Origin of the sequence: Thioclava nitratireducens (assembly GCF_001940525.2) — a bacterium.
In the GTDB taxonomy this organism is placed as follows: domain Bacteria; phylum Pseudomonadota; class Alphaproteobacteria; order Rhodobacterales; family Rhodobacteraceae; genus Thioclava; species Thioclava nitratireducens.
Genome location: NZ_CP019437.1, coordinates 2,380,154 through 2,400,715 on the forward strand (window position 1 = coordinate 2,380,154; position 20,562 = coordinate 2,400,715).

18 protein-coding genes are annotated in these 20,562 nt (G+C 64.4%); 8 read left to right on the top strand and 10 right to left on the bottom strand.

Annotated elements, in window-relative coordinates; all coding sequences use genetic code 11:
- Positions 1-39: 39 nt before the first annotated feature.
- The 6 genes from BMG03_RS11310 to BMG03_RS11335 form a co-directional block, all read right to left on the bottom strand.
- Positions 40-2,232 (bottom strand): methyl-accepting chemotaxis protein, encoded by a 2,193-nt coding sequence (locus BMG03_RS11310; protein ID WP_075774896.1) that lies wholly within the window; start codon positions 2,230-2,232, stop codon positions 40-42.
- Positions 2,233-2,379: 147 nt separating this feature from the next.
- Positions 2,380-3,906 (bottom strand): aldehyde dehydrogenase, encoded by a 1,527-nt coding sequence (gene adh, locus BMG03_RS11315; RefSeq protein ID WP_075774897.1) that lies wholly within the window; start codon positions 3,904-3,906, stop codon positions 2,380-2,382.
- Positions 3,907-4,575: 669 nt separating this feature from the next.
- Positions 4,576-5,547, bottom strand: coding sequence for a GAF domain-containing protein (locus tag BMG03_RS11320; RefSeq protein WP_075774898.1), 972 nt, complete (start codon positions 5,545-5,547; stop codon positions 4,576-4,578).
- A 125-nt stretch (positions 5,548-5,672) separates the two neighbouring features.
- The gene (locus BMG03_RS11325) at positions 5,673-6,407 is read right to left on the bottom strand and encodes an RlmE family RNA methyltransferase (protein ID WP_075775117.1); all 735 of its coding nucleotides are present in this window, start codon (positions 6,405-6,407) and stop codon (positions 5,673-5,675) included.
- Entirely contained in the window at positions 6,407-7,552 is a 1,146-nt protein-coding gene (locus tag BMG03_RS11330; RefSeq protein WP_075775118.1) for a Ppx/GppA phosphatase family protein, read from the bottom strand. The genes BMG03_RS11325 and BMG03_RS11330 overlap by 1 nt, the downstream gene beginning before the upstream one ends.
- A 132-nt stretch (positions 7,553-7,684) precedes the next feature.
- Positions 7,685-8,743 (bottom strand): sensor histidine kinase, encoded by a 1,059-nt coding sequence (locus BMG03_RS11335; protein WP_075774899.1) that lies wholly within the window; start codon positions 8,741-8,743, stop codon positions 7,685-7,687.
- A 347-nt stretch (positions 8,744-9,090) separates the two neighbouring features.
- Between BMG03_RS11335 and BMG03_RS11340 the strand changes: the two genes are divergently transcribed.
- Positions 9,091-9,393 carry a hypothetical protein gene (locus tag BMG03_RS11340; protein ID WP_075774900.1) on the top strand — a complete coding sequence of 101 codons (303 nt, stop codon included), beginning with the start codon at positions 9,091-9,093 and terminating at the stop codon, positions 9,391-9,393.
- Here BMG03_RS11340 and BMG03_RS11345 read toward each other — a convergent pair.
- From BMG03_RS11345 to BMG03_RS11355, 3 genes are read right to left on the bottom strand one after another with little or no spacing between them, the layout of a single operon-like run.
- Positions 9,390-9,911, bottom strand: coding sequence for a gamma carbonic anhydrase family protein (locus BMG03_RS11345; protein WP_075774901.1), 522 nt, complete (start codon positions 9,909-9,911; stop codon positions 9,390-9,392). The two genes, BMG03_RS11340 and BMG03_RS11345, sit on opposite strands and share 4 nt — an antisense overlap.
- Positions 9,908-10,552 carry a guanylate kinase gene (gene gmk, locus BMG03_RS11350; RefSeq protein ID WP_075774902.1) on the bottom strand — a complete coding sequence of 215 codons (645 nt, stop codon included), beginning with the start codon at positions 10,550-10,552 and terminating at the stop codon, positions 9,908-9,910. The genes BMG03_RS11345 and gmk overlap by 4 nt, the downstream gene beginning before the upstream one ends.
- Positions 10,553-10,557: 5 nt before the next feature.
- Positions 10,558-11,493, bottom strand: coding sequence for a YicC/YloC family endoribonuclease (locus BMG03_RS11355; protein WP_240497093.1), 936 nt, complete (start codon positions 11,491-11,493; stop codon positions 10,558-10,560).
- A 175-nt stretch (positions 11,494-11,668) separates the two neighbouring features.
- On the opposite strand from BMG03_RS11355, the gene BMG03_RS11360 reads away from it, so the two are divergent.
- Positions 11,669-12,451 (top strand): PAS domain-containing protein, encoded by a 783-nt coding sequence (locus BMG03_RS11360; RefSeq protein ID WP_075774903.1) that lies wholly within the window; start codon positions 11,669-11,671, stop codon positions 12,449-12,451.
- A gap of 108 nt (positions 12,452-12,559) precedes the next feature.
- On the opposite strand, the gene BMG03_RS11365 is transcribed toward BMG03_RS11360, so the two are convergent.
- Positions 12,560-13,930, bottom strand: coding sequence for a class II 3-deoxy-7-phosphoheptulonate synthase (locus tag BMG03_RS11365; RefSeq protein WP_075775120.1), 1,371 nt, complete (start codon positions 13,928-13,930; stop codon positions 12,560-12,562).
- Between the two features lie 220 nt (positions 13,931-14,150).
- Between BMG03_RS11365 and BMG03_RS11370 the strand changes: the two genes are divergently transcribed.
- From BMG03_RS11370 to BMG03_RS11395, 6 genes are all read left to right on the top strand, one after another.
- Positions 14,151-15,179: a GlxA family transcriptional regulator gene (locus tag BMG03_RS11370; protein WP_075774904.1), complete on the top strand. Its 1,029-nt coding sequence runs from the start codon at positions 14,151-14,153 to the stop codon at positions 15,177-15,179.
- Positions 15,180-15,370: 191 nt separating this feature from the next.
- A complete protein-coding gene (locus BMG03_RS11375) occupies positions 15,371-16,555 on the top strand; it encodes an ABC transporter substrate-binding protein (protein ID WP_075774905.1) in 1,185 nt (394 codons plus the stop codon).
- A 104-nt stretch (positions 16,556-16,659) separates the two neighbouring features.
- Positions 16,660-17,520: an ABC transporter ATP-binding protein gene (locus BMG03_RS11380; protein WP_075774906.1), complete on the top strand. Its 861-nt coding sequence runs from the start codon at positions 16,660-16,662 to the stop codon at positions 17,518-17,520.
- Positions 17,517-18,221: an ABC transporter ATP-binding protein gene (locus BMG03_RS11385; RefSeq protein ID WP_075774907.1), complete on the top strand. Its 705-nt coding sequence runs from the start codon at positions 17,517-17,519 to the stop codon at positions 18,219-18,221. The genes BMG03_RS11380 and BMG03_RS11385 overlap by 4 nt, the downstream gene beginning before the upstream one ends.
- 3 nt (positions 18,222-18,224) lie before the next feature.
- Positions 18,225-19,232 (top strand): branched-chain amino acid ABC transporter permease, encoded by a 1,008-nt coding sequence (locus tag BMG03_RS11390; RefSeq protein WP_075774908.1) that lies wholly within the window; start codon positions 18,225-18,227, stop codon positions 19,230-19,232.
- Complete coding sequence (locus BMG03_RS11395) at positions 19,229-20,557, top strand: branched-chain amino acid ABC transporter permease (RefSeq protein WP_075774909.1); 1,329 nt, start codon at positions 19,229-19,231, stop codon at positions 20,555-20,557. The genes BMG03_RS11390 and BMG03_RS11395 overlap by 4 nt, the downstream gene beginning before the upstream one ends.
- The last annotated feature ends 5 nt before the right edge of the window (positions 20,558-20,562 follow it).

Genomic DNA, 20,562 nt, shown 5'->3' on the forward strand with positions numbered 1-20,562 from the left:
CGATGTGCGTCTTTGGAACGGGCCCATGGATCAGACGCATCATGCAGCGCTCGCGGTGCCATCGCGTTGCGGTAGGGTGAAACTCGAAACGGCGGCGATCAGCTGCGCGCTCTCGGACAGCATCGCGCGGCTGGCAGCGGCGCTGCGGTCGAACATCGCGGCCCCACGCTGCGTTGCCTGATCCAGTTGGTGCACCGCAGTGTTGATTTCGGCGATACCATTCGCCTGTTCCCCCGAAGAAGCCGCGATTTCCGAGACCCGGTCATGGATTTCGCGCACCGAGCCCACGATCCGCGCTAGAGCCGCACCGGTCTGGCCGACCAGACTCACGCCGGATTGCACCTGCCGGTCCGAGGAAGAGATCAGCTCTGAGATTTCCTTAGCGGCTTCGGAGGAGCGCTGCGCCAGCGCGCGCACTTCCGAAGCGACGACCGCGAAGCCCCGGCCCGCCTCGCCCGCCCGTGCGGCCTCGACCCCGGCGTTGAGCGCGAGCAGGTTGGTCTGGAAGGCAATATCGTCGATCACCGAAGTGATCCGCGAAATCGCCTTTGCAGAGGTCTCGATCTCCGCCATCGCGGCCACCGCGCTATCCACCACGTTGGAGCCGCTCTCGGCATGTCCGCGCGCGTCGCTGGCAAGATCGCGCGCCGACTGCGCCCCTTCCGCTGCCGATTGGACCGAGACCGTAAGTTCGTTGAGGGCCGCCGCAGTTTGTTCGAGCGTTGCGGCATTGCGCTCTGTCTGGGCGCTGAGTTCATCGGCGGAGTTTGCGATTGCGCGGGCCTCGCCGTCGATATGCCGTGCCCCGCTGTCGATCTGACTCAGCGAAGCGGCAAGCTGGGCCACGGCCGCGTTGAAGTCGTGGCGGAGCTTTTCATACTCGCCGGGCAGTTCGTGATCGAGCGAAGCACCGAGATCGCCGCGCGCGAGCGCATCGAGCCCCGCAGCGAGCGTATTCACGATGGTCTTCTGATCCGCGAGAGCTTGCCGCGACTCTTCCTCGCGCTGGCGCAGGGCTGCCTGTTCCACGGCTTCGGCTTCGCGCTCCGCGCGTTGCGCGGCCTCTGCCTCAGCACGGCGAGCCTCCTCGGCCTGCGCGACCTCTTCCTGACGCGCGCGATCCGCCTTTCGGGCATTTTCCTCTTCGAGACGCAGGCTCTCCTGCATTTCGGCGTTCCGCTCGATATTCTCGGCGAAGACCTGGAGTGCCCGTGCCATCTCGCCCAGCTCATCGCGCCGCTTGGCGCCCGAAACCTTGACCTGCGTATCCCCTTTTGCAATCGCATCGGTCGCCCGCGCCAATGCGCCGATCGGGCGCGTGATCCGTCCACCCGCGATCCAGGCGATCACCCCGGAGACGACGAAGGCCGCGGCAATCAAGCCGAGCGAAATCTGCCAGATCATTCGCCGCAGAGCCGCCAGCTCATCGGCGCTCAGTTCCACAGTCGCGGCACCGACGACGTCGCCGGAGAAATCCCGCACCGGTGTCGCGCGCAGCACGTAGTCCGCCCCGTCATGGGAGATCCACTTGTCGACCGTTTCGCCTGCGCGCAATGCCGCGAAATCCGCGTCGTTCAGCGGGTTCCGCTCATCCACGGTGAAGGCGAGCCGTTCTGGCTTCCCGTCCCCGAGGAGACCGAAATATTCATACTCGGAGCCGGTCTGGGCCTTGAGCGCGTCGAAGAAGGTTTGTCCGATATTGAGGCCGATCTCCACCGAACCGACCTGCTTGCCCTCGTGGAAGACCGGGGCGACGCCCCGCGCTCCGATCCCCGCTTTGCCCGATTCCAGCGCCGCGACCGGCTTGCCGGTCTCGTTCACCGCGACCACGGTCTTGCGAAACCCCGACAGATCGTCGCCGCGTTTTTCCAGCTTGTGGATACGGATCAGCGACGTTGCAGGCGCCAGATGGAACTGAAACTGCGCCACGCCAGTCTCGTCGCGCAAGACCGGCCAGTTCGGCGCGAAGATCGCTTCCAGCGCGGCATCGTCGCGGGCAGCCATTGCTGCCTGTACCTGCGGCAATCCTGCGATCAGCAGCGCCCGGTCGCGCGCACCGACACTCGCGGCCTCGATCGCGCTACGCATCCGTTCCTCGGCCGCATTCAGATTGCGCACGCGCGAGACATCCTCGAGCTTGCCACCGACCCAGAACATCCCCGCTGCCATCAGCGCGCAGGCGATGAGCGAGATCACGATTGGCAACAACAGGATTTGCCGGCGAATGGACATGTCGGACCCTTTCTCAAAGTCAGTCGGATCCGGACTAGAACGATTCTCCTAACATCTCGTTCACGCGATATCGGCGGCCCGCCGCGCCGCATAGAAATGGGCCGCGCCCTTGCAGGCGCGGCCCGGGTTTCGGGGAGGTAAACCCTATCAGAAGAACCCGAGCTTGTTCGGGTTGTAGCTGACCAGCATGTTCTTGGTCTGCTGGTAGTGATCGAGCATCATCTTGTGGGTCTCGCGACCGATGCCCGACTGCTTGTACCCGCCGAAGGCCGCGTGGGCCGGATAGGCGTGGTAGTTGTTGACCCAGACGCGGCCCGCCTCGATCCCGCGACCGAAGCGATAGGCACGCGAGCCGTCACGGGTCCAGACACCGGCGCCAAGGCCGTACATCGTGTCATTGGCGATCTCGAGCGCCTCTGCCTCGTCCTTGAAGGTCGTGACCGACACCACGGGGCCGAAGATTTCCTCCTGGAAGACCCGCATCTTGTTGTGGCCTTTCAGGATCGTCGGCTGGATGTAGAAGCCGTTCGCCAGATCGCCGTTGAAGCGCGCGGCGTCACCGCCGGTGAGCACCTCGGCCCCTTCTTCGCGACCGATGCTCAGATAGGACATGATCTTGTCATGCTGCTCCTGGCTCGCTTGCGCGCCGACCATCGTCTCCATCGCGCGAGGGTCGCCTTGCTTGATGGCTTCGACGCGGGCAATGCAACGCTCCATGAACTTCTCGTAAATGTCCTCCTGAATGAGCGCGCGGCTCGGACAGGTGCAGACTTCACCCTGATTGAAGGCAAACAGCACGAAGCCTTCGACCGCCTTGTCGAGGAATGCATCATCCTCGGCCATCACGTCGGAGAAGAAGATGTTGGGCGACTTGCCGCCAAGTTCCAAGGTGACCGGGATCAGGTTCTCCGTCGCGGCCTGCATGATCTTGCGGCCCGTCGCGGTGGAGCCGGTGAAGGCGATCTTGGAGATGCGCGAGGAGCGCGCCAGCGCCGCGCCGACTTCCGCGCCGTAGCCGTTGACGATGTTGAGAACGCCATCGGGCAGCAGGTCGGCGATGACTTCAGCCACGACCATGATCGCTGCCGGAGTCTGCTCGGCCGGTTTCAGCACGATGCAGTTGCCTGCCGCCAGCGCCGGCGCCAGCTTCCATGCCGCCATCAGAACCGAGAAGTTCCACGGAATGATCTGCCCGACGACGCCCAGCGGCTCGTGGAAGTGATAGGCGACGGTATCGGCGTCGATTTCCGACATCGTCCCCTCCTGGCTGCGCAGAACGCCCGCGAAATAGCGGAAATGGTCGACGGCGAGCGGGATGTCGGCGGCCGTGGTCTCGCGGATCGGCTTGCCGTTGTCCCAGGTTTCGGCCGCGGCGATCAGGTCGAGATTTTCCTCGATCCGGTCGGCGATCTTCAGAAGGACGTTCGAGCGCTCGGCAGCCGAGGTCTTGCCCCAAGCGTCTTTCGCAGCATGGGCGGCATCAAGCGCGGCTTCGATATCCGCCTCGTTCGAATGGGCGACTTCGCAGACCTTGCTGCCAGTGATCGGTGTGATGTTGTCGAAATACTTGCCGCTTTTCGGGGGCACGAACTTGCCGCCGATGAAGTTGTCGTAGCGGTCGCGGAACGGCGACACGGAAACGCCTTTGAACTCGGGCGTCATATCATTGGCCATTGGTCTTCCTCCCAGTTTAGAGCGCAACCGACAGGGCCGCGCAGTATGGGGCTCAGCTTGCCTAATCGCGCACGCTACGCATAGCCGGTCTGCGCTGGGGGAATACGTCATCTGTATCAGAGCTGAGACAGGTGCAGGCGCAGCATTCAGAGGAAGGAGGGGCGCCGCCCCGCACCCGCGGAGCCGCCGGGATATTTATCAGGACCGAAGGGGAGCGTCGCGCCAAGTAAGCCTCGCCCGCCATACCCTGCATCGGGATGCTAAGAGCTAGCACCGCACTTGCAGCTCATCATTCGCCTCTGCCCTATGCTTTGCCTCAGGCACGCCGCGGGTATCGGAGCGATACGTGCCGGAAGATTCCGAAGTCTTCATGCCTCAAGGAATCATCGAACTGTGGCGTGTTTTGGACGTTCGGGCGGCGATTTTCGTATGATCTTTACAACTCTGGGGCGCAGATCGTGCCGAGCGACACCGGACCGATCTATGTGGGAAACCGTTGCGAAAATGTGAGTGAAGCACTTTGCACAGCTAATTGGGCGCACGACGACTTGCAGTTGTTACGACAAGGCAGGCGCCCCACGGGGTGCCAGGCAAGAAACGGAGATCCGGAAACGCGATAGAGTAGCGCCGTGATCGGTCGGCCCAGCCCCCTGCCCGCCTCACCGCCACTCAAACGCCGAGGTTGAGCGCCTTGGCCTTGCGGTAGAAGGTCGCCCGACCGATGCCGAGATCGCGGGCGGCAGCCGAGACGTTGCCGCCGTTGCGGGCCAGTGCGCGGGCCATTTCGGCGCGTTGCGCTTCTTCGAGACCGTTGCGGATGCCATGCTCCAGCAGATCGGAAGCCGGAAGCTGGCCGATCTGCCCGGCCTCGATGCCGAGGTGCCGCCGGGCGGCGCGGGTGGCGCCGACGACGAGATCGTCGCGGTCGAGCGCCAGCAGCATCACGCCCTGCGCCCCGGTCTCGCCCGAGCCGGTCGAGAGGATGCGCGCGCCGTCATAGGAGGCGCGGAACAGGTCCGCCTCGATCCGGTGCGCCGCGTCCTGCACGGTCAGCGCCACGAGGCGCGCATATCCCTCGGTCATGTCGGAGCGCGCGGAGCTGACGTCGATCACGCCGGCCAGATCGCCCTGCGCGCCGAAAATGGGCGAGCCCATGCAGGTCAGCACCGTGTTGCGGGTGCGGAAATGCTGATCGCGCCAGACGGTGACGGGGCGCGCCTCGGCGACGCAGGTACCGATGCCGTTCGTGCCCTCGACCCCTTCGGACCAGTCCGAGCCGGGCGCGAGGTTGGAGGAATGGAAATCATCCTTATCCGCGTCGCGCAAACGCTCGTCCAGCACGAGCCCGCCCGCGTCGGATAGAAGGACCGTGCAGCCCGCATCGCCTGCCGCCCGCGACAGACGGTCGAGCACCGGCGAGGCGATCCGCATCATCAGTTCCGCCCGCTCGCGCCGCTCGCGCATCTCGGCTTGGGTCAGGCGCTCATTGCGCCCACCGGTTTCGGGGTCGATGCGGTGATGGATCATCGAGCGGCGCCAACTCGCCGCGAACCCCGCCCGCGTGGCGGATTTCGGCGAAGAGACGACTTCGCGCACGATATCGGCATGTTGGCGCGGAACGCCCGTATGCAGTGACGGCATGCGAAAGCCTCCCTCTCTTGCGCAGCCTATGAAAGTCCACGCAGGTTAGGCCGATTCGAACCGTTCACAACGTAAATTCCCGCTGAGCGGGCAGGCACCTGTCTCGGGGTTGAGACAGTCTAGGCTCACGGCTCCTCGTGCCGCCGCCCGCGAAAACCTTGCGCCACCACGAATTTCTCCGAGCTGTCCGAGCGCGAGGCTGGCGGTTTCACATTGGCGACCTTGGTGAAGTTTTTCTTCAGGATCGTCATCAATCCCTGCTCCGCGCCGCCTGCGAGAACCTTGGCGACAAAGGTGCCGCCCTCTTCGAGCACGTCGAAGGCGAACTCTGCCGCCGCTTCGCACAGCGTGATGATGCGCAGGTGATCGGTGTTCTGGTGCCCCGAGGACGCGGCCGCCATATCCGACATCACCACATCCGCAGAGCCGCCAAGCCATTCCTTGACCTTGTCGTCGGCGCCTTCTTCGAGGAAATCGAGCACGTGGATTTCGGCCCCGGCGATCGGTGTGACCTCCTGCAGATCGACACCCAGAACGGTGCCGACCTTCTTGCCGGATTTCTCGCCCAGGGCGTTCACACGCTTGACCGCCACCTGACACCAGCCGCCAGGCGCACAACCCAGATCGACCACGCGCGCGCCGGGCACGAGGAAGCGATACTTGTCGTCCAGCTCGAGGATTTTGTAGGCGGCACGGCCTCGATAGCCCTCTTTCTTGGCACGCTGAACGTAAGGGTCGTTCAGCTGCCGCTCCAGCCAGAGGGTCGAGGACAGCTTGCGCCCCTTCGCCGTCTTCACGCGCACGCGCAGGTCGCGCTGCCCGCGTCCCGAAGTGTTCTTGCCGCTCGGTGTCTTCGCCATCATTTAATCTCTTCTAACACGCCGTCTCCGGCCATTTGCGCATAGAGGAGCCCCTCGCGCAGGCCACGGTCGGCAATGGACATCTGGTCGGTGGGCCAGACCCGCATAAGGGCCTGGAGAATTGCGGCGCCGGACATGATCAAGGTGTGTCGGTCGCGCCCGATCCGCGGGTCGGAGCGCCGCCCGGCGGGCCCGAGTTGCAGGAAGGAGCGGATCACAGCGTCGATCTCGCCCGAGGTCATGGTCAGCCCGTCCACCCGGTTGCGGTCATAGCGCTTCAGGTTGAGGTGGCAGGCCGCGACCGTCGTGACGGTGCCGGAGGTGCCGATGATCTGGAATCCGTCCTGCGGGCTGCCCGCCGCGTAGGGCGTGAAGTCCGCGAGCTTCTCCTCGAAGAACCAGCTCATAAGCGCAAAGCGTGCGGCATCGTCTTCGACATCGGCGAATTGATCCTTGAGCGTCGCGACCCCGAGCGGCACCGAAATCCAATCGACAACGCGCGCCGCCGGATCGGGCCCGTCGGGCTGGTTGAACCCTTGCGAGAGGCGCATGATCGCGCGGGCCCTGTCGCCGGGCGGCACGTCTTCGAGGTCGATCCAGACGAGCTCTGTCGAGCCGCCGCCGATATCGACCACCAGAACCTGCTCGGAATTGGGCGACACCAGCGAAGCGCAGGAGATCACGGCCAGCCGCGCCTCTTCCTCGGGCGCGATGATCTCCAGCGGCAGGCCGGTCTCGCGGCGTACATAACGGATGAAGTCGCGCGCATTCTTGGCGCGCCGGCAGGCTTCGGTCGCCACCAGACGCATCCGGGTGACCCCGTGCGTTTCGATCTTGCGGCGACAGATTTGCAAAGCCTGAACGGTGCGCGACATCGAGCTGCGCGACAACCGGCCATAGGTTTCGAGACCCTGACCCAGCTGGACCGCTTTCGAGAAGCTGTCCACGACCTGAAACTGAGAACCCTTGGGACGGGCAATCAGCATCCGGCAACTGTTGGTGCCAAGATCGAGAGCGGCATATAGCCCCTCGCCGGACTTGGCGGATTTGGTCGCGGGGGACTCGACCTGAGCCGGTTTCACCGCCCGCGCGGGCGATGCAGCTGTCGGGAGCGCGCCCGCCGACCGGGGACGCTTGGGCGTCATCATTACGCCCTCCGATTTGAAGTTGCCATAAAGCTATCGGTTTGCGCGTCCCGGTTCAAGGGAGCGCGACGCGGAAGTGACAGAACGTCAGCGCATCTCGTCTAGCCGAAACCGAACCGTACCGGCGCGCTCTCAGGCCGCAGGCAGGATCACCGTGAAGCAGCTGCCCTCGCCCTTCTTGCTGTCGACGCGGAACCGGCCACGGTGGCGCGCCACGATATGCTTGACGATGGCGAGACCCAGCCCCGTTCCGCCCTTCTCGCGCGAGCGGTGGGTATCGACGCGGTAGAAGCGCTCGGTCAGGCGCGGCAGGTGCTGTTCGTCGATGCCCTCGCCGCGGTCGATCACATCGACGCGATAGGCTTTGCCGCGCAACACCGGCTCATGCGGGATCAGTGAGACCCGCAGCCGCACCTCGCCGCCCTGCCCGCCATATTTGATCGCGTTCTCCACGAGGTTCGAGAAGACCTGCGTCAGCTGATCGGGGTCGCCCTGCACCGGCAAGGCCCCGGCCTCGCCCTCGGAGATCAGCTTCACCTGTGCCGCTTCTGCCACGGGTTCTAGCGTCTGCGTGATCCCTTTGAGCACCAGCGCCAGATCGACCTTGCCAGTGGGACGCATCCTCTCTTCGCCCTCGACACGGCTGAGCGAGAGAAGATCGCCCACCAGACGGTTCATCCGCGCCGCCTCGCGCTCCATGATCGACAGGAACCGGTCGCGCGCCGCCGCATCGTCGCGCGCGCTCGAGCGGAGCGTCTCGATGAAGCCCATCAGCGCGGTCAGCGGCGTGCGCAACTCGTGGCTCACATTTGCAACGAAATCGCGCCGCATGGCTTCGGCAGATTCGAGAGCCGTGATGTCTTCGAAGCTTGCCAGAACCGAATTCGTCGCAAGCGGCCCTTCGGGCGCGGGCGGCAGCGGAGAGAAATGCACCAGCGTGATCGTCTCGGCCTGACCGGTGGGATGCAGCCGCAGGCGAACCGGATCGGGTCGCGCCCCGCGCAGCGCCGCGCTCACCGCCGCCCCGAAGCCGGGCTGGCGCAACGCCGTCACATAGGGGCGCCCGAGAAACTGCGTTCCGAACAGCCGATTGGCTGCGAGATTGCCCTGCGCGATCCGCTCGTCGCGCCCGATCAGCAAAACCGCGCTCGGCAGCGCGTCGAGAACCTGTCCGATCGCCCCTTGGCTCATTGCCGCGCCTCCCCGCCTGCCATCTCGTTCGGAGCAAGGTTTGAGCGATGCGAGGCGAGCTGTAAAGGCTTGTCATAGACATGAAATCCAACCCTGCATCGGCATTGCAACTCACGCTTCGCGGTTCGCAATCAATGGGTTGTAGAATGGCTACCGAGACGTTAAACCTAGGCGTGTATTTAGCCGAGCCCGGTCGGGTTCCGTCGAATACATCATCGGGGGCGATGAGGTTATTACGAATTATGCCAAGAACCCCGAGTTCCCGCCTTGCGCTACAAGCTGTTCTCTTTCAATGCGTGAAAACGTCCGAGAGCAGCAACCTTCTGCTTGTAGACCCGGGCGGAAAGTTGCCCCCGTCGCTCAACGAGATTTCGGGCCAGGCGATTCAGGTACTGCAATACGACCAGATCACCGCGAAAAAGATGGCGGCTCTGCGCCCCGAACTGGTGCTGGCGCCGCTGCTGACCACGCGGTTCGACATTCTCGATCTGGCAAAGCGTCTCGAACGGTTCGGGTTTGCCGGCAAGCTGCGGGCCTATTCCACTCCGCTTCCGAATATCGACTTCATCCGGCAGGAGGTGCGCGCCGCGCATCCCCAGCTCGATTTCGATATATTCACCTTGCCGGTCGACAAGCGTCGCGACAATTAGCCGATCGCTTTCAACCCCTTGGCGAAACGCGCCGCATTCTCGCGGTAATGCGCGGCCGAGCCCAGAAGCGCCTTGCGCGCGCCCTCGTCGAGTTCGCGAACGATCTTGCCCGGCGCGCCCATCACGAGGCTGCCGTCGGGAATTTCCTTGCCCTCGGTGATCAGCGCACCGGCGCCGATCAGGCAGCCCTTGCCGATCTTCGCCCCATTCAGAACCGTCGCCCCCATCCCGATCAGCGAGCCGTCCCCGATCGTGCATCCATGCAGCATCGCCTTGTGGCCGATCGTGCAATTTTCGCCGATGGTCAGCGGAAAACCCATATCGGTATGGCAGACCACGTTTTCCTGCAGGTTCGAGCCGCGTCCGACCCGGATTTCCTCGTTATCGCCGCGCAGGGTCGCGCAGAACCAAACCGAGGTTTCGGCCTCCAACACGACCTTGCCGATCACGTTGGCGTCGGCGGCGACCCATGCGTCTTCGGCGATTTTCGGGGCGATCCCGTCCAGTTCGTAAATCATCTTGCGTCGAACTCCCTGTTCAGTTTTCGCACGAATTCGCTGAGCCCGACCTGACGGTCGCGGCGGTTACGCTCCGCAGTCAGAATGGTGCGCAGCATCTCCTCGGCGCGGTCGAGGTCGTCATTGACCAGAACATAGTCATATTCCGACCAATGGCTGATCTCGGCGAGCGATTTCTCCATCCGGCTGCGGATCACGTCGTCGCTGTCCTGCGCGCGGCTGCGCAGACGGTCTTCCAGCGCCGCGATCGAAGGCGGCAGAATGAAGATCGAGACCACGTCCTTGCCAAGCGTGGAGTTGCGGATCTGCTGACCGCCCTGCCAGTCGACGTCGAAGAGCGTATCGCGCCCCTCGCCCATCGCCGCCTCCACCGGGCCTTTCGGGGTGCCGTAGAAATTGCCGAACACCTCGGCATGTTCCAGCATGTCGCCCTGCACCACCATCGCTTCGAACTCTGCGCGGGTCTTGAAGAAATACTCGACACCATCGGTCTCGCCCGTGCGCGGATCGCGCGTCGTGGCCGAGACCGAGAAGCGCAGCGTCGGATCCCAGCTCATCAGCCGTTTGGCAAGCGTGGATTTTCCAGCGCCCGAGGGCGAGGACAGGATGATCAGAAGGCCGCGGCGGGCAGTGTCGGGCATTGGTATCACTCTACGTTCTGGATCTGCTCGCGCAGCTGGTCGATCGCGTATTTCAACGCCAGACCGATCCGCGTCAACTCCGCATCGCCCGATTTCGAGCACAGCGTATTGGCCTCGCGCACGAATTCCTGCGCCAGAAATTCGAATTTGCGGCCCACGGGCCCGGTCTCGGCGAGAAGCGCGCGCGCGGCCTCGACATGGACGCGGAGCCGTTCGATCTCTTCGGTGACATCCGCCTTGATCGCGATCAGCGCCAGTTCCTGCGCGACCCGGTCGGGATCGGCCTCGGTCGCTTCCATCACCCGCGCGAGCGCCGCGCGCAGCGTCTCTGCAGCTTTCGGAGCGCGCGCTGCGGCGGCGATTTCCGCTTCATCGGTCAACGCCGCGATCTCGTCGATGCGGGAGGCCAGCAACGCGCCCGTCCGCGCGCCTTCCTCGCGGCGCATCGCGACGAAGCTTTCCAGAACGGGCGCAAAACTCTCCATCAAGGCGGCCAGCAGTGCGGCGGGATCCTCGATCGTGCTGCCCGAGTGGTCGATCACCCCGCGCATCGCCATCAGGTCGCTCGGCTTGAGCGGCGCCAGCGCCACGCCCTTGCGTTCGGCGGCGCGCTCGACCTTGTCGACGGCAGCAAGGGCGGCGTTCAGCACCTCCGGCTCGATCCGCATCGCGGCACTGCCTACGGCCTGCGTGAGCTTCAGGTTCAGCGTGACGTTACCCCGCGCGACCCGTTCGCCGACCGCCTTGCGCAGCGCCGGCTCCAGCCCCTCGATATCGGGCAGCCGCAACCGCAGGTCGAAGCCCTTGCCATTGACCGAGCGCAGATCCCAGCTCCAGTCATGCCCCGCGCCGCTCCCCTGTCCGGCGGCAAATCCGGTCATCGAGACGGTGGCGGCGGCGGGCGCCCCCTCCGGGCGCGGCTCTGGGGCGGGCTTAACCATTTAAGAGTTTCTTTCTCCATGTGACGAAAAAATGGCCTAACTTGGGGCCCGGTAAGAGTTCAGTAACGATTTCGTCCCGACGGTCAACCGCAAGGCGCCCCGCGCCACCGGCGCGCCGGGCGAGAGAAAGCGGCCCCGCGCCCGTGCCGCGCGGGACGAAACAAGGATGATAGAAATGGATCGCGAGACCGACAGCAACGCTGCATCCCCCGCCTCGGCCAAAGGTCGCCGGGTCGGCAACGAGCTGCACGCCTATTGGGAGGCGCTGCTCGACGGTCGCCCGATGCCCGCGCGCGCCGATATCGATCCGCGCGGCATCGACCGGGCACTGCAATTCGCCTTCATCCTCGAGCGCGTCGCGCCGGGCATGGCGCGGTTTCGCCTTGCGGGCCAGCATATCTGCGGCCTGATGGGAATGGAGGTGCGCGGCATGCCCCTGACCTCGCTCTTCGCGCCCGAAGCCCGCAAACAGATCGCCGATCTGACCGAGGCCGTCTTCGCGCGTCCCGCCATCGCCGAGGCGCAACTGACCTCGGCCGCAGGGCTCGGAAAACCGGAACTGACGGGCCATCTGCTGATGCTGCCGCTGACGGACGATTTCGAGGCGGTGACGCGCGCGCTTGGATGTTTCGTAGCGGAGCCTCTGCGCGCTCCGGAGGCGGCGGACGGTAGCCTCGACGCAGGACGTGCCCCGCGCCGCTTTACCGTGTCAGCCGCGCGGATCAAGCCTTTGGAGATGCCGCCCCTGCGCGACCCGCAGCCTTCGCCCCGACCGACTGGGCGCAGGTCTCCTCCGGCGCACTCCTTCGAGCAGCCCGTGCCGACCGCCGCCACCTCTGGCTTCGCCGAAAGCCAGACGCCTTACACCCCGCGGCCGAAATCCCGCGCCGCACATCTGGCGGAAATGACCCCGGAAGAGCGCCGCGCGATGTTCCGGGTGGTGCGACAGGAGGGTTAAGACCCGTGATGGATGACCTCTGCACCGCCGACAGCAATAAATAGGCCCGGACGCAAAGGTCCGGGCCGATCTATTTCGGAAACTGTGCCGCGGCGCGACGATCGCGCCTTATTGCGAGGCCGCTTTCGCCAGCTTGCGGCGGTCCTGCAGCTCCTCGGCCACGAGGAACGCCAGTTCCAGCGATTGCGAGGCGTTCAGGCGCGGGTCGCAGGCGGTGTGGTAGCGCGAGGAAAGATCGCCGTCGGTTACCGCGCGCACGCCGCCGGTGCATTCGGTCACGTCCTTGCCGGTCATCTCGAAATGCACGCCGCCGGGGATCGTGCCCTCGGCTTTGTGAATCGCGAAGAATTCCTTCACCTCGCGCAGCACGGAGTCGAACGGGCGGGTCTTGAAGCCCGATGCGGACTTGATCGTGTTGCCATGCATCGGATCGCAGGACCAGACGACATTCGCGCCCTCGGCCTCGACCGTGCGGATCAGGCGCGGCAGGTGATCGCCAACCTTGCCCGCGCCGAAGCGCGCGATCAGCGTCAGACGGCCCGCTTCGTTCTCCGGGTTCAGCTTCTCCATCAGCACCTTGAGGTCGTCCTCGGTGGTGGTGGGGCCGCATTTCAGACCGATCGGGTTCTGCACGCCGCGTGCGAATTCGACATGTGCACCGTCGGGCTGACGGGTTCGGTCACCGATCCAGAGCATGTGACCGGTGCCCGCAATCGGCAGGCCGGAGGTGGAATCGATGCGGCAGAGCGCCTCTTCGTATTCCAGCAGCAGCGCCTCGTGCGACGTGTAGAAATCGACCGAAGCCAGCTCATTCGCGGTTTCCGAGGTCACGCCCGCGGCCCGCATGAAGTCCATCGCCTCGCTGATATGGTTGGCGACTTCGCGGTATTTCTCGGCCTCGTCGGCATCGGTGAAGCCGGCGATCCAGCTCTGGACGCGGTGGATGTCGGCGAAACCGCCCGTCGAGAAGGCGCGCAGCAGGTTCAGCGACGCCGCCGCCTGCGTGTAGGCCTGCAGCATCCGGTTCGGATCGGGCAGACGCGCCTCCGAGGTGAATTCGAAACCGTTGATGATGTCGCCGCGGTAACTCGGCAGCTCGGTGCCGTCGATGGTCTCGGTCGGCGCCGAACGCGGCTTGGCGAACTGGCCCGCCATGCGGCCGACCTTGATGACCGGAACCTTCGCGCCCCAGGTGAGCACGACCGCCATCTGCAGCATCACCTTGAACGTGTCACGGATATTGTCGGCGGAGAATTCCCCGAAGGACTCGGCGCAGTCGCCGCCCTGAAGCAGGAACGCCTCGCCACGCGCAGCTTTCGCAAGCTCCGCCTTCAGCGTGCGCGCCTCGCCCGCGAAGACCAGCGGCGGCATCCGCGACAGCTGTGCCTCGACAGCGTTCAGCGCCCCCTGATCGGGATAGTCGGGCATCTGAACCCGCGGTTTCGCGCGCCAGTCCGATTTGCTCCAACCCTTGCCCATCTGATCCTCCAAAAGCGTGGTCGTGTTCATTCGGCGCCGCTTATAGACGGCGCGGGTCTGGGAAACAAACCCGAATTTGCATTTCGACAAGTCTGCAGCGCCCACCTTGCCCCCCTCTTGCGGCGCGCGCCAATTTCCTGTTTCGGTGATTCACCACAGATGACGGATTGACGACATGCCTGATCCCCGCCCCACCCGTCGGCCAGCCCCTTCGCAAGGAATGATCCGGATTGGCCCGGACGCACGCCAGCGTTCGGTCGTCTTCCTGCTTCTAGAGCGATTCACGATGATGGCCTTCGCAAGCGCGATCGAGCCGCTGCGCCTTGCCAACCAGGTATCCGGTCGCACGCTCTACACGTGGAAACTCGCCTCAGAGTCCGGCGCGGATGTCACCTGCTCGAACGGGACGACCTTCCGCACCGATATCGGTCTGGAGGAGCTGGGACGCGACACGATGGTGCTGGTCTGCGGCGGCATCGACGTGGCCGAGGCGGTCAGCAAGCCGCTGTTGAACTGGCTGCGGCGCGAGGCGCGGCGCGGCGCGGTGATGGGCGGCTTGTGCACTGGCTCTTACGCGCTGGCCCGCGCGGGTCTGCTCGACGGCAAGCGCGCGACGATCCACTGGGAGAATATCGACGCCTTCGCCGAGGATTTTCCCGATATCGAACTGACCAAGGGCGTGTTTGTGATCGACGGCAACCGGGTGACGACGGCGGGCGGCACCGCCTCGATCGACCTGATGCTGCGGCTGATCGCCCGCGATCACGGCGAAGAACTGGCCAATACCGTCGCCGATCAGCTGATCCATTCCTCGATCCGCTCGGACCGCGACACCCAGCGGCTATCGATTCCCACCCGCATCGGCGTGCGCCACCCGAAGCTCGCGCAGGTGATCGGCCGGATGGAGCGCAATATCGAAGACCCGATCAGCCCCGCGACGCTCGCCACCGAGGTCGGCATGTCGGCGCGCCAGCTGGAGCGGCTGTTCCGCCGCTACCTCAACCGCTCGCCCAAGCGCTATTACATGGAATTGCGGCTGCAGAAGGCGCGTAACCTGCTGATGCAGACCGAAATGAGCGTGATCAACGTTGCCATGGCCTGCGGCTTCGCCAGCCCCTCGCATTTCTCGAAATGCTACCGCGCGCATTACCAGACCACACCCTACCGTGAACGCGGCGCGAGCGCTGCGGGCGAGAAGGAGATCCCCGACGCCGCCTCCGAGGCTGGACCGGAAGACTCGCTCGACTGAAAATTGCGCAATCCGCCCCCTCGCCTTTCACGAATTTGCACAACGGCCCAAATTGCCGTTACGTCGCATTGCGCGATGCTTGACCTTCGGGTCGGTTTTTCGCGTCATCGCGCCACTCGCGGTTCTTCACATTTGACGCACCGCGCACTAACCTCGCGCAAGAACGCGAGTTCCAACACGGGAGTGAACACATGAAAAAACTGCTTCTGGCTTCGGCTGCGATCGCGCTTGGCGCGACCGGCGCATATGCCGATGACGTGAAGATGGGCGTCCTGCTGGGCTTTACCGGCCCGCTTGAATCGCTCGCCCCGCCGATGGCGCAGGGTGCCGAGATGGCGATCAAGGAAGTCTCCGACTCCGGCAAGCTGCTGGGTGGCGACACCGTGACCGCAGTTCGCGGCGACTCGACCTGCGTCGACGCAGCAGCCGCAACCGCGGCTGGCGAAACGCTCGTCACCACCGACAAGGTCGCTGGCATCATGGGCGCGATGTGCTCGGGCGCGACCACCGCTGTCCTGCAGAACGTCGCCATGCCGAACGGCGTCGTGATGATCTCGCCCTCGGCGACCTCGCCGGCGCTCTCGGATCTCGAAGACGATGGCCTGTTCTTCCGCACCGCTCCGTCGGATGCGCGTCAGGGCGAAGTCATGGCCGATGAGCTGATCGAGAAAGGCATCAAGAACGCCGCCGTCACCTACACCAACAACGACTACGGCAAGGGTCTCGCGGACAGCTTCGAGAAAGCCTACAAGGCCAAGGGCGGCAACGTCACGATCTCGGCCGCGCATGAAGACGGCAAGGGCGACTACTCCGCAGAAGTCGCATCGCTCGCCTCCGCGGGTGGCGACGCGCTCGTCATCGTCGGCTATATCGACCAGGGCGGCTCGGGCATCCTGCGCGGCGCGCTCGACACCGGCGCCTTCGAGACCTTCGTCTTCCCCGACGGCATGGTCAGCCAGACGCTCGAAGACAATTTCGGCTCGGAAATCAACGGCTCCTTCGGTCAGCTTCCCGACTCCGCGGGCGACGGCATGAAGACCTATCTCGGCATGGCCGAGAAAGCCGGCTTCGACGGCTCGTCGGCCTATTCGGGCGGCGCTTATGACGCGGCGGCCCTGATGCTGCTGGCGATGCAGGCCGCCGACTCCACCGACCCGAAAGTCTACAAGGACAAGGTCATGGAAGTCGCGAACGGCCCCGGCGAGAAGATCTATCCCGGCGAGCTGGGCAAGGCGCTCGACCTGATCAAGGAAGGCAAGCCTGTCGATTACGAAGGCGCGACCGCCGTCAACCTGATCGGCAATGGCGAAGCCGCGGGCACCTTCCGCGAAATCGAGATCAAGGACGACAAGATCGAAACGGTGAAGTACCGCTAAGCGATCATCAGACGCGAGACAGCCCGGAGAGATCCGGGCTGTTTTCAATTATAAAACAACAAGATGCGGCGTGAAGCTAACATGCCTACAACTCAGGGGACCCTATGATCCGGGTTGAAAACCTAGTCAAATCCTTCGGCGGATTCCGGGCGGTCGATGGCGCGAGCCTCGAGATTGCAACCGGCTCTATCACCGGGCTGATCGGACCGAACGGCGCCGGCAAATCCACGCTCTTCAACGTCATCGCAGGCGTGCACGAACCCACCGCGGGCCGTGTAACGATGGATGGCGAGGACATCACCGGGCTTGCCCCGCACGAGCTGTTCCACAAGGGTCTGCTGCGCACCTTCCAGATCGCGCATGAGTTTCCTTCGCTCACCGTGCGCGAGAACCTGATGATGGTGCCCACCGGGCAAGCCGGCGAGACGCTCTGGAACACGTGGTTCGGGCGAAAACACATCCGCGAGGAAGAAGCGGCGCTTCTGAAGAAAGCCGATGAAGTGCTTGATTTCCTGACGATTTCGCATCTCAAGGATGAGAAGGCAGGGAACCTCTCGGGGGGTCAGAAGAAGCTTCTGGAACTGGGCCGCACGATGATGGTCGAAGCCAAGATCGTCTTCCTCGACGAGGTCGGCGCGGGCGTGAACCGGACGCTTCTGAACACGATCGGCGATGCCATCGTGCGACTGAACAAGGAGCGCGGCTACACCTTCTGCGTGATCGAACATGACATGGATTTCATCGGCCGCCTCTGCGACCCGGTCATCGTGATGGCCGAGGGCAAGGTGCTGGCCCAAGGGTCCGCCGATCACATCATGGAAAACGAGGCCGTGATCGAGGCCTATCTGGGGACCGGCCTGAAGAACAAGGTCAAGGCCGAGGAAACCGCCGAGACCGCCGCGCATGAAGACCACGGCGCGCAGCCCGGTCTGGGCGACGAAGCAGGCCATGGAGGCGACCAATGAGCTACCTCGACGCCTCACACATGACCGGCGGCTACGGCAAGGCCGACATCCTGCACGACTGCACCCTGACCGTCGAAAAAGGCGAGATCGCGGTGATCGTCGGCCCGAACGGCGCAGGCAAATCCACCGCGATGAAGGCGGTCTTCGGGATGCTCGGTCTGCGCGAAGGCAAGGTCACGCTCGACGGGCAGGACATCACCGGCCTCTCGCCGCAGGACCGCGTCAAGAAAGGCATGGGCTTCGTTCCGCAGGTGAACAACGTCTTCCCGACCATGACGGTCGAGGAAAACCTCGAGATGGGCGCCTTCATCCGCGACGACGATTTCCGGGGCACGATGGATCAGGTCTTCGACCTGTTCCCGATCCTGAAGGAAAAGCGTCGCCAGAATGCGGGCGAACTGTCAGGCGGGCAGCGTCAGCAGGTCGCCGTGGGCCGCGCGCTGATGACCCAGCCGAAGCTCCTGATGCTCGACGAGCCGACCGCAGGCGTCTCGCCCATCGTGATGGACGAGCTGTTCGACCGCATCATCGAGGTCGCGCGCACCGGCATCTCGATCCTGATGGTCGAACAGAACGCCCGCCAAGCGCTTGAGATCGCGGATAAAGGCTATGTCCTCGTGCAGGGCGCGAACAAGTACACCGACACTGGCGAGGCCCTTCTGGCCGACCCGGAAGTCCGCCGCACCTTCCTGGGGGGCTGAGGAATGGAACTCATCAACGCGCTCGTCGCGGTTACCAATTACGTCATCATCCCCGCCACCGCCTATGGCGCGCAGCTTGCGCTCGGCGCGCTCGGGGTCACGCTGATCTACTCGATCCTGCGGTTTTCCAACTTCGCCCATGGCGACACGATGGCCTTCGGCACCGGGGTCGTGATCCTGATCACCTGGGGTTTCCAGGCGATGGGGATCAGCTTCGGGCCTCTGCCGACCGCCCTGCTCGCATTGCCCTTCGGCATCGTCATCACCTCGGCGCTGATGCTCGGGACCGACAAGGTCGTTTACCAGTATTACCGAAAAGTCAGGGCTGCGCCCGTGGTCATGGTCATGGTCTCGGTCGGCGTGATGTTCGTGATGAACGCGCTCACACGCTTCCTGATCGGCGTCGACCAGATCAATTTCGACGACGGCACCCGCTTCGTCATCAACGCCCGGCAATGGCGCGACATGACGGGCCTCTCCGAGCCGCTGACGCTGCGCTCGACGCAGGTGATCACCGTCGTCACCGCGATCATCACCGTGGCCGCGCTGTTCTGGTTCCTCGGCAAGACGCGCACCGGCAAATCCATGCGCGCGTTTTCCGATAACGAGGATCTGGCGCTGCTGTCCGGCATCGACCCGAACAAGGTCGTGGCCGTGACCTGGATCATCACCGGCGCGCTCGCGACCATCGCAGGCACGCTCTACGGGCTCGACAAGTCGTTCAAAGCCTTCACCTATTTCCAGCTTCTGCTACCGATCTTCGCCTCGGCCATCGTCGGCGGCATCGGCAACCCGGTGGGCGCGATCGCGGGCGGCTTCGTGATCTCCTTCTCGGAGGTGGGCCTCACCTACGCTTGGAAGAAGGTGGCGACCTATCTGATCCCGAACTGGGAGCCGGACGGGCTCGTTCAGCTTCTCTCCACCGACTACAAATACGCAGTCAGCTTCACGATCCTGATCCTTGTCCTGATCTTCAAGCCGACCGGCCTCTTCAAGGGGAAAATCGTATGAGCAGCAATCGTCAGGCTGGTGAGACCAGCCGTCTCCGTGCGCCCCTCTTCTTCGCCATCATGGCCGCGCTCATCCTGCTCGAAGGTTTCACCTCGGGCTGGAACTCGGCGCTCGGCATTCTCAACATGGGGCTTCTGTCGGCGATCATGGCGCTCGGCGTGAACATGCAATGGGGCTATGCGGGCCTGTTCAACGCGGGCGCGATGGGCTTCCTCGCGCTTGGCGGCCTCGCCCCGGTGCTGATCTCCATGCCGCCCACCCCCGGCGCTTTCTCGGGCGGCGGTCCGGGCATCATGGCGGCCTTCTTCGTGGCCATCGTCGCCGTGCTGGCGGCGGTCTGGATCTGGCGCAATCTGCGCGGAAAGACGCGCGGTCTCGCCGTGACGGCCGTGCTGATCGTCGGCTTCTTCACCTATCGCTGGCTCTTCGATCCGGCGGTCGAAGTGATCGAGGCGATCAACCCCTCGGCGCAGGGCAACCTCGGCGGGCTTGGCCTTCCGACGCTGATCTCCTGGCCCGTGGGCGCGGTTCTCGCCGCAGGCGCGGCTTGGCTGGTCGGCAAGACCGCCCTCGGCCTGCGCTCGGATTACCTCGCGATCGCCACGCTGGGCATCGCGGAGATCATCGTTGCGATCCTGAAGAACGAGCAGTGGCTCGACCGCGGCGTGCTGAACGTGAATGGCATCCCGCGCCCCTGGCCGGTGCCCTACGAGATCGACCTGCAGAACTCGCCCGACTTCGTCGCGCAAATGCAGAGCTGGGGCTTCGATCCGCAGCTTGGCTCGACCATCGTGGTGAAGCTGGCCTTCCTCGTGCTGTTCGTGATCGTCATCCTCGCGCTGATCTGGCTGACCGAGATGTCGCTGAAATCGCCCTGGGGCCGGATGATGCGCGCGATCCGCGACAACGAGATCTCGGCGGCGGCAATGGGCAAGAACGTCACGCGCCGCCATCTGCAGATCTTCGTGCTGGGCTCGGCGGTGATCGGGCTTGCGGGCGCGATGATGATCTCGCTCGACGGGCAGATGACGCCGACCTCCTACAACCCGCTGCGCTACACCTTCCTGATCCTCGTGATGGTGATCGTGGGCGGCTCGGGGAACAACTGGGGTTCGATCCTCGGTGGCGTGCTGATCTGGTATGTCTGGGTCAAGGCAGGCGACTGGGGCCCGGATATCATGGGCGCGCTGGCGGCTCCCTTCCCCGATGGCGGGTTCAAGGATCACCTGATCCAATCGGCCCCGCATATGCGGATGCTGGTGATGGGTATCATCCTGCTGATGGTGCTGCGCTTCAGCCCGCGCGGGCTCTTGCCGGAGAAATAAAAAAG